The organism is Roseateles sp. GW821-FHT09B06, from assembly GCF_059418245.1.
The window spans coordinates 1-10,000 of sequence record NZ_JBWKPM010000051.1; the positions used below are offsets into that span (position 1 = coordinate 1).

General features: G+C 52.0%; 4 tRNA genes and 6 rRNA genes (1 of these 10 cut by a window edge). All 10 read right to left on the bottom strand.

Features of this window, described 5'->3' with window-relative positions:
- Positions 1–69: 69 nt before the first annotated feature.
- Positions 70–182 (bottom strand): 5S ribosomal RNA (rrf, locus tag AC07OQ_RS24140).
- Between the two features lie 178 nt (positions 183–360).
- A 23S ribosomal RNA gene (locus tag AC07OQ_RS24145) occupies positions 361–3,240 on the bottom strand.
- A gap of 342 nt (positions 3,241–3,582) precedes the next feature.
- Positions 3,583–3,658: transfer RNA gene (locus AC07OQ_RS24150), tRNA-Ala, on the bottom strand.
- A gap of 24 nt (positions 3,659–3,682) precedes the next feature.
- Positions 3,683–3,759, bottom strand: a tRNA-Ile gene (locus AC07OQ_RS24155).
- A gap of 194 nt (positions 3,760–3,953) precedes the next feature.
- A 16S ribosomal RNA gene (locus tag AC07OQ_RS24160) occupies positions 3,954–5,482 on the bottom strand.
- Between the two features lie 398 nt (positions 5,483–5,880).
- A 5S ribosomal RNA gene (rrf, locus tag AC07OQ_RS24165) occupies positions 5,881–5,993 on the bottom strand.
- Positions 5,994–6,171: 178 nt separating this feature from the next.
- Positions 6,172–9,051, bottom strand: a 23S ribosomal RNA gene (locus AC07OQ_RS24170).
- 342 nt (positions 9,052–9,393) lie between these two features.
- Positions 9,394–9,469 (bottom strand) — tRNA-Ala (locus AC07OQ_RS24175).
- A gap of 24 nt (positions 9,470–9,493) precedes the next feature.
- Positions 9,494–9,570 (bottom strand) — tRNA-Ile (locus tag AC07OQ_RS24180).
- Positions 9,571–9,764: 194 nt separating this feature from the next.
- A 16S ribosomal RNA gene (locus AC07OQ_RS24185) occupies positions 9,765–10,000 on the bottom strand; it runs 1,293 nt beyond the window's last position.
- The 16S, 23S and 5S rRNA genes sit together here with 4 tRNA genes alongside, the layout of an rRNA operon.

Here is a 10,000-nt window from a genome sequence, read left to right on the forward strand (position 1 = left end):
TAGCATTTCGCCCGCTGCAAAAGCAAAACCCCCGCCACATTGCTGAGGCGGGGGTTCTGGGGGTAAATAGCCTGACGATGACCTACTTTCACACGGGAATCCGCACTATCATCGGCGCTGAATCGTTTCACTGTCCTGTTCGGGATGGGAAGGAGTGGGACCGACTCGCTATGGTCATCAGGCTTGACTGGTTGGCCTGCTGTTGAGGATTCAACAGCAAACCCAATTCGTAGAGTTGCATTATAGCTGGGAAGCTATGTTGCGTGAATCAGCTTTGATTTGATTGCGTCTTCAGACTTCTTGAAGAACGGTATAACTTGTAACCTCGTCCTTTGACATGCGGTATGCAGTCAAAGTTATAGGGTCAAGCCTCACGGGCAATTAGTACTGGTTAGCTTAACGCATTACTGCGCTTCCACACCCAGCCTATCAACGTCCTGGTCTCGAACGACCCTTCAGGGGGCTCTAGGCCCCGGCAAGACTCATCTTGAGACGAGTTTCCCGCTTAGATGCTTTCAGCGGTTATCTCTTCCGCACTTAGCTACTCGGCAATGCCACTGGCGTGACAACCGATACACCAGAGGTGCGTCCACTCCGGTCCTCTCGTACTAGGAGCAGGCTCTCTCAATCTTGCAGCGCCCACGGAAGATAGGGACCAAACTGTCTCACGACGTTTTAAACCCAGCTCACGTACCTCTTTAAATGGCGAACAGCCATACCCTTGGGACCGGCTACAGCCCCAGGATGAGATGAGCCGACATCGAGGTGCCAAACACCGCCGTCGATATGAACTCTTGGGCGGTATCAGCCTGTTATCCCCAGAGTACCTTTTATCCGTTGAGCGATGGCCCTTCCATACAGAACCACCGGATCACTTTGTCCTACTTTCGTACCTGCTCGACTTGTCAGTCTCGCAGTCAAGCACGCTTATGCCAATGCACTATCAACACGATTTCCGACCGTATTTAGCGTACCTTCGAACTCCTCCGTTACACTTTGGGAGGAGACCGCCCCAGTCAAACTGCCCACCATACACTGTCCCCATCCCGGATAACGGGACAAGGTTAGAACCTCAAACACACCAGGGTGGTATTTCAACGTTGGCTCCATGAGAACTAGCGTCCTCACTTCAAAGCCTCCCACCTATCCTACACAGATCTGTTCAAAGTCCAATGTAAAGCTACAGTAAAGGTTCATGGGGTCTTTCCGTCTTTCCGCGGGGAGATTGCATCATCACAAACATTTCAACTTCGCTGAGTCTCTGGAGGAGACAGTGTGGCCATCGTTACGCCATTCGTGCAGGTCGGAACTTACCCGACAAGGAATTTCGCTACCTTAGGACCGTTATAGTTACGGCCGCCGTTTACTGGGACTTCAGTCAAGAGCTTGCACCCCATCATTTAATCTTCCAGCACCGGGCAGGCGTCACACCCTATACGTCGACTTTCGTCTTTGCAGAGTGCTGTGTTTTTAATAAACAGTCGCAGCCACCGATTCTCTGCGGCCTCATTGGGCTCCCCAAGTAAATGGTTCACCTACTAAAGGCACACCTTCTTCCGAAGTTACGGTGTCAATTTGCCGAGTTCCTTCTCCAGAGTTCTCTCAAGCGCCTGAGAATACTCATCACGCGCACCAGTGTCGGTTTGCGGTACGGTCGTCTATAGCTGAAGCTTAGTGGCTTTTCCTGGAAGCAGGGTATCACTCACTTCGTCTGCAAGCAGACTCGTTATCACCCCTCATCTAAGCCCGGCGGATTTGCCTACCAGGCACGACTACAGGCTTGAACCGGGACATCCAACACCCGGCTGAGCTAACCTTCTCCGTCCCCACATCGCACTATAGATCGGTACAGGAATATTGACCTGTTTCCCATCAGCTACGCATCTCTGCCTCGCCTTAGGGGCCGACTCACCCTACGCCGATGAACGTTGCGTAGGAAACCTTGCGCTTACGGCGAGGGGGCTTTTCACCCCCTTTAACGCTACTCATGTCAGCATTCGCACTTCTGATACCTCCAGCATCCCTCACGAGACACCTTCACAGGCTTACAGAACGCTCTCCTACCACGTGCAATAAATTGCACATCCGCAGCTTCGGTAACTGGCTTAGCCCCGTTACATCTTCCGCGCAGGACGACTCGATCAGTGAGCTATTACGCTTTCTTTAAATGATGGCTGCTTCTAAGCCAACATCCTGACTGTTTTAGCCTTCCCACTTCGTTTCCCACTTAGCCAATTTTGGGGACCTTAGCTGGCGGTCTGGGTTGTTTCCCTCTTGAGTCCGGACGTTAGCACCCGGTGCTCTGTCTCCCAAGCTGTACTCATCGGTATTCGGAGTTTGCAATGGTTTGGTAAGTCGCCATGACCCCCTAGCCATAACAGTGCTCTACCCCCGATGGTAATACTTGAGGCACTACCTAAATAGTTTTCGGAGAGAACCAGCTATTTCCAAGTTTGTTTAGCCTTTCACCCCTATCCACAGCTCATCCGCTAGTTTTGCAACACTAGTCGGTTCGGACCTCCAGCACCTGTTACGGTACCTTCATCCTGGCCATGGATAGATCACTTGGTTTCGGGTCTACACCCAGCGACTGAATCGCCCTGTTCGGACTCGGTTTCCCTGCGGCTACCCTATTCGGTTAACCTCGCCACTGAATGTAAGTCGCTGACCCATTATACAAAAGGTACGCAGTCACCCTTGCGGGCTCCTACTTTTTGTATGCATGCGGTTTCAGGATCTATTTCACTCCCCTCCCGGGGTTCTTTTCGCCTTTCCCTCACGGTACTTGTTCACTATCGGTCGATTACGAGTATTTAGCCTTGGAGGATGGTCCCCCCATATTCAGACAGGATTTCACGTGTCCCGCCCTACTCTATTCGTGCCTAGTTCCACAATCAACATTTCTCATACGGGGCTATCACCCGCTATGGCCGGACTTTCCATTCCGTTCTGATATGCCAACTGCTAAAACACGAGGGCTACTCCGATTTCGCTCGCCACTACTTTCGGAATCTCGGTTGATGTCTTTTCCTCGAGCTACTGAGATGTTTCAGTTCACCCGGTTCGCCTTGCATGCCTATGTATTCAGCATGCAATACCTCTTGCGAGGTGGGTTTCCCCATTCGGAAATCTCCGGATCAAAGCTAATTTGCCAGCTCCCCGAAGCTTATCGCAGGCTATCACGTCCTTCGTCGCCTGTAATCGCCAAGGCATCCACCACATGCACTTAGTCACTTGACCCTATAACTTTGACAGCGCTGACTGCACTGTCGTCAAGGACTGCCATTCAATCTTTGTTCATTGAATGGTTTGAGTATTACGCGTTATGCCGTTCTTCAATCAATTCTCTGCTGTTGCAGAGTTGAAGTCTGGTGACGCAATCAAATGTCATTGGCGGCACGGTGCCTGCAGCCCCTTTACGAACTGCGGCTTTCCGCCAACAACGCTGATTCGACTCTACGAATTGTTAAAGAACAACAGCCGACTTTTTCAAGTCTAAGACTGGCAAACCAGAAGATCTTTCAGCACCTATCAATATAAGCGCCTGAGATGTTCTGGTTTGCCAACCTGGCATGAGTGAACTGGTGGAGGATGACGGGATCGAACCGACGACCCCCTGCTTGCAAAGCAGGTGCTCTCCCAGCTGAGCTAATCCCCCGTTGAAGCTCTCACTTCAATCTCGTGGTGGGTCTGGCTGGATTCGAACCAGCGACCCCCGCCTTATCAAGACGGTGCTCTAACCGACTGAGCTACAGACCCACGCGTTTGTCGCATGCGCCTGTCTCAGCTATCGTGGCCCGTTTACTAACTGTTTAGGCCAGCTCGGCAGGCTCACGCATTATTCACTCACTGTTGTGTGTTACAGCCGATAAGTGTGAGCGCTTGAGGAAAGAGTATTGGATCTCGCTGGTTAATCACTGCATGCAGCAATCAACTGCTCGACCATTTTCTAGAAAGGAGGTGATCCAGCCGCACCTTCCGATACGGCTACCTTGTTACGACTTCACCCCAGTCACGAACCCTGCCGTGGTAATCGCCCTCCTTGCGGTTAGGCTAACTACTTCTGGCAGAACCCGCTCCCATGGTGTGACGGGCGGTGTGTACAAGACCCGGGAACGTATTCACCGCGGCAAGCTGATCCGCGATTACTAGCGATTCCGACTTCACGCAGTCGAGTTGCAGACTACGATCCGGACTACGACCGGTTTTCTGGGATTAGCTCCCCCTCGCGGGTTGGCAGCCCTCTGTACCGGCCATTGTATGACGTGTGTAGCCCTACCCATAAGGGCCATGATGACCTGACGTCATCCCCACCTTCCTCCGGTTTGTCACCGGCAGTCTCATTAGAGTGCCCTTTCGTAGCAACTAATGACAAGGGTTGCGCTCGTTGCGGGACTTAACCCAACATCTCACGACACGAGCTGACGACGGCCATGCAGCACCTGTGTTCTGGTTCTCTTTCGAGCACTCCCAAATCTCTTCAGGATTCCAGACATGTCAAGGGTAGGTAAGGTTTTTCGCGTTGCATCGAATTAAACCACATCATCCACCGCTTGTGCGGGTCCCCGTCAATTCCTTTGAGTTTCAACCTTGCGGCCGTACTCCCCAGGCGGTCAACTTCACGCGTTAGCTACGTTACTGAGAAGAAACCCTCCCAACAACCAGTTGACATCGTTTAGGGCGTGGACTACCAGGGTATCTAATCCTGTTTGCTCCCCACGCTTTCGTGCATGAGCGTCAGTACAGGTCCAGGGGATTGCCTTCGCCATCGGTGTTCCTCCGCATATCTACGCATTTCACTGCTACACGCGGAATTCCATCCCCCTCTACCGTACTCTAGCCATGCAGTCACAAATGCAGTTCCCAGGTTGAGCCCGGGGATTTCACATCTGTCTTGCATAACCGCCTGCGCACGCTTTACGCCCAGTAATTCCGATTAACGCTTGCACCCTACGTATTACCGCGGCTGCTGGCACGTAGTTAGCCGGTGCTTATTCTTCAGGTACCGTCATTACCCCGAGGTATTAACCCAGAGCGTTTCTTCCCTGACAAAAGCGGTTTACAACCCGAAGGCCTTCTTCCCGCACGCGGCATGGCTGGATCAGACTTGCGTCCATTGTCCAAAATTCCCCACTGCTGCCTCCCGTAGGAGTCTGGGCCGTGTCTCAGTCCCAGTGTGGCTGGTCGTCCTCTCAGACCAGCTACAGATCGTTGGCTTGGTGGGCCTTTACCCCACCAACTACCTAATCTGATATCGGCCGCTCCAATTGCGCGAGGTCTTGCGATCCCCCGCTTTCACCCTCAGGTCGTATGCGGTATTAGCTGCTCTTTCGAGCAGTTATCCCCCACAACTGGGCACGTTCCGATATATTACTCACCCGTTCGCCACTCGTCGCCAGGTTGCCCCGCGTTACCGTTCGACTTGCATGTGTAAGGCATGCCGCCAGCGTTCAATCTGAGCCAGGATCAAACTCTACAGTTCGATCTTGATTTACTCAACGGAATCGAACAAAGACTATTTGCATAGCTTCATTCTCTTTCCGTGAGCGTTTAAAGTCCAAAGGACTTGATATCAGTCACCTGACATCAACTCTTTGCCTCAAACGCCCACGCTTATCGGCTGTGAATTCTTAAAGAACATCGCTCACTTCACTCAGCAGCACTTCGCACCGCCTTGCTTCGTTTCGCGTCGCCAATCAGTGATCAGCACAGAAGTGAGATTATTGACGACTTTCGTCTTAGTGTCAACATCTATTTGCTTCAATCTGCAGGCGGCCGATTTGCATCAGCCTGCCAGCACATACAAACACTGCAATCAATGCTTGTATCTGCTGTGCAGATAGAAACGCCCGGTCTCGTGACCGGGCGCCTCGAATAATAGCCTGACGATGACCTACTTTCACACGGGAATCCGCACTATCATCGGCGCTGAATCGTTTCACTGTCCTGTTCGGGATGGGAAGGAGTGGGACCGACTCGCTATGGTCATCAGGCTTGACTGGTTGGCCTGCTGTTGAGGATTCAACAGCAAACCCAATTCGTAGAGTTGCATTATAGCTGGGAAGCTATGTTGCGTGAATCAGCTTTGATTTGATTGCGTCTTCAGACTTCTTGAAGAACGGTATAACTTGTAACCTCGTCCTTTGACATGCGGTATGCAGTCAAAGTTATAGGGTCAAGCCTCACGGGCAATTAGTACTGGTTAGCTTAACGCATTACTGCGCTTCCACACCCAGCCTATCAACGTCCTGGTCTCGAACGACCCTTCAGGGGGCTCTAGGCCCCGGCAAGACTCATCTTGAGACGAGTTTCCCGCTTAGATGCTTTCAGCGGTTATCTCTTCCGCACTTAGCTACTCGGCAATGCCACTGGCGTGACAACCGATACACCAGAGGTGCGTCCACTCCGGTCCTCTCGTACTAGGAGCAGGCTCTCTCAATCTTGCAGCGCCCACGGAAGATAGGGACCAAACTGTCTCACGACGTTTTAAACCCAGCTCACGTACCTCTTTAAATGGCGAACAGCCATACCCTTGGGACCGGCTACAGCCCCAGGATGAGATGAGCCGACATCGAGGTGCCAAACACCGCCGTCGATATGAACTCTTGGGCGGTATCAGCCTGTTATCCCCAGAGTACCTTTTATCCGTTGAGCGATGGCCCTTCCATACAGAACCACCGGATCACTTTGTCCTACTTTCGTACCTGCTCGACTTGTCAGTCTCGCAGTCAAGCACGCTTATGCCAATGCACTATCAACACGATTTCCGACCGTATTTAGCGTACCTTCGAACTCCTCCGTTACACTTTGGGAGGAGACCGCCCCAGTCAAACTGCCCACCATACACTGTCCCCATCCCGGATAACGGGACAAGGTTAGAACCTCAAACACACCAGGGTGGTATTTCAACGTTGGCTCCATGAGAACTAGCGTCCTCACTTCAAAGCCTCCCACCTATCCTACACAGATCTGTTCAAAGTCCAATGTAAAGCTACAGTAAAGGTTCATGGGGTCTTTCCGTCTTTCCGCGGGGAGATTGCATCATCACAAACATTTCAACTTCGCTGAGTCTCTGGAGGAGACAGTGTGGCCATCGTTACGCCATTCGTGCAGGTCGGAACTTACCCGACAAGGAATTTCGCTACCTTAGGACCGTTATAGTTACGGCCGCCGTTTACTGGGACTTCAGTCAAGAGCTTGCACCCCATCATTTAATCTTCCAGCACCGGGCAGGCGTCACACCCTATACGTCGACTTTCGTCTTTGCAGAGTGCTGTGTTTTTAATAAACAGTCGCAGCCACCGATTCTCTGCGGCCTCATTGGGCTCCCCAAGTAAATGGTTCACCTACTAAAGGCACACCTTCTTCCGAAGTTACGGTGTCAATTTGCCGAGTTCCTTCTCCAGAGTTCTCTCAAGCGCCTGAGAATACTCATCACGCGCACCAGTGTCGGTTTGCGGTACGGTCGTCTATAGCTGAAGCTTAGTGGCTTTTCCTGGAAGCAGGGTATCACTCACTTCGTCTGCAAGCAGACTCGTTATCACCCCTCATCTAAGCCCGGCGGATTTGCCTACCAGGCACGACTACAGGCTTGAACCGGGACATCCAACACCCGGCTGAGCTAACCTTCTCCGTCCCCACATCGCACTATAGATCGGTACAGGAATATTGACCTGTTTCCCATCAGCTACGCATCTCTGCCTCGCCTTAGGGGCCGACTCACCCTACGCCGATGAACGTTGCGTAGGAAACCTTGCGCTTACGGCGAGGGGGCTTTTCACCCCCTTTAACGCTACTCATGTCAGCATTCGCACTTCTGATACCTCCAGCATCCCTCACGAGACACCTTCACAGGCTTACAGAACGCTCTCCTACCACGTGCAATAAATTGCACATCCGCAGCTTCGGTAACTGGCTTAGCCCCGTTACATCTTCCGCGCAGGACGACTCGATCAGTGAGCTATTACGCTTTCTTTAAATGATGGCTGCTTCTAAGCCAACATCCTGACTGTTTTAGCCTTCCCACTTCGTTTCCCACTTAGCCAATTTTGGGGACCTTAGCTGGCGGTCTGGGTTGTTTCCCTCTTGAGTCCGGACGTTAGCACCCGGTGCTCTGTCTCCCAAGCTGTACTCATCGGTATTCGGAGTTTGCAATGGTTTGGTAAGTCGCCATGACCCCCTAGCCATAACAGTGCTCTACCCCCGATGGTAATACTTGAGGCACTACCTAAATAGTTTTCGGAGAGAACCAGCTATTTCCAAGTTTGTTTAGCCTTTCACCCCTATCCACAGCTCATCCGCTAGTTTTGCAACACTAGTCGGTTCGGACCTCCAGCACCTGTTACGGTACCTTCATCCTGGCCATGGATAGATCACTTGGTTTCGGGTCTACACCCAGCGACTGAATCGCCCTGTTCGGACTCGGTTTCCCTGCGGCTACCCTATTCGGTTAACCTCGCCACTGAATGTAAGTCGCTGACCCATTATACAAAAGGTACGCAGTCACCCTTGCGGGCTCCTACTTTTTGTATGCATGCGGTTTCAGGATCTATTTCACTCCCCTCCCGGGGTTCTTTTCGCCTTTCCCTCACGGTACTTGTTCACTATCGGTCGATTACGAGTATTTAGCCTTGGAGGATGGTCCCCCCATATTCAGACAGGATTTCACGTGTCCCGCCCTACTCTATTCGTGCCTAGTTCCACAATCAACATTTCTCATACGGGGCTATCACCCGCTATGGCCGGACTTTCCATTCCGTTCTGATATGCCAACTGCTAAAACACGAGGGCTACTCCGATTTCGCTCGCCACTACTTTCGGAATCTCGGTTGATGTCTTTTCCTCGAGCTACTGAGATGTTTCAGTTCACCCGGTTCGCCTTGCATGCCTATGTATTCAGCATGCAATACCTCTTGCGAGGTGGGTTTCCCCATTCGGAAATCTCCGGATCAAAGCTAATTTGCCAGCTCCCCGAAGCTTATCGCAGGCTATCACGTCCTTCGTCGCCTGTAATCGCCAAGGCATCCACCACATGCACTTAGTCACTTGACCCTATAACTTTGACAGCGCTGACTGCACTGTCGTCAAGGACTGCCATTCAATCTTTGTTCATTGAATGGTTTGAGTATTACGCGTTATGCCGTTCTTCAATCAATTCTCTGCTGTTGCAGAGTTGAAGTCTGGTGACGCAATCAAATGTCATTGGCGGCACGGTGCCTGCAGCCCCTTTACGAACTGCGGCTTTCCGCCAACAACGCTGATTCGACTCTACGAATTGTTAAAGAACAACAGCCGACTTTTTCAAGTCTAAGACTGGCAAACCAGAAGATCTTTCAGCACCTATCAATATAAGCGCCTGAGATGTTCTGGTTTGCCAACCTGGCATGAGTGAACTGGTGGAGGATGACGGGATCGAACCGACGACCCCCTGCTTGCAAAGCAGGTGCTCTCCCAGCTGAGCTAATCCCCCGTTGAAGCTCTCACTTCAATCTCGTGGTGGGTCTGGCTGGATTCGAACCAGCGACCCCCGCCTTATCAAGACGGTGCTCTAACCGACTGAGCTACAGACCCACGCGTTTGTCGCATGCGCCTGTCTCAGCTATCGTGGCCCGTTTACTAACTGTTTAGGCCAGCTCGGCAGGCTCACGCATTATTCACTCACTGTTGTGTGTTACAGCCGATAAGTGTGAGCGCTTGAGGAAAGAGTATTGGATCTCGCTGGTTAATCACTGCATGCAGCAATCAACTGCTCGACCATTTTCTAGAAAGGAGGTGATCCAGCCGCACCTTCCGATACGGCTACCTTGTTACGACTTCACCCCAGTCACGAACCCTGCCGTGGTAATCGCCCTCCTTGCGGTTAGGCTAACTACTTCTGGCAGAACCCGCTCCCATGGTGTGACGGGCGGTGTGTACAAGACCCGGGAACGTATTCACCGCGGCAAGCTGATCCGCGATTACTAGCGATTCCGACTTCACGCAGTCGAGTTGCAGACTACGA